Consider the following 276-nt stretch of genomic DNA (forward strand, 5'->3'; position numbering starts at 1 on the left):
CGGCAGCGCCAACTGGGACACGCGCAGCTTCCGCCTGAACTTCGAACTCAACGTCGAGGTCTACGATACCGCACTGGCCGGGCGCCTCGATGCCTTCATGCGGGAGAAGATGTCGCTACGCCTCACCCGCGAGACGCTAGCGCAGCGCGGGCTCCCCGTCCGGCTGCGCGACGCAGGCGTCCGATTACTGCTGCCATACCTGTAGCCTCGTCCTCCGCCAGCCGGCCGGACGCCTTGCGCTGCACGGCCTCCTGGGTCGGGGCGAGATGGACGATG

At 68.5% G+C, this 276-nt stretch carries 1 protein-coding gene; it reads left to right on the plus strand.

All coding sequences use genetic code 11. The features are described from left to right. A partial coding sequence (locus tag CVH10_RS20085) for a phospholipase D-like domain-containing protein (RefSeq protein ID WP_369335908.1) occupies positions 1 to 205 on the plus strand: 205 nt, incomplete at its 5' end. Between the last annotated feature and the right edge of the window lie 71 nt (positions 206 to 276).

The organism is Halomonas sp. ND22Bw (genome assembly GCF_003011945.1).
In the GTDB taxonomy this organism is placed as follows: Bacteria; Pseudomonadota; Gammaproteobacteria; order Pseudomonadales; family Halomonadaceae; genus Halomonas; species Halomonas halophila.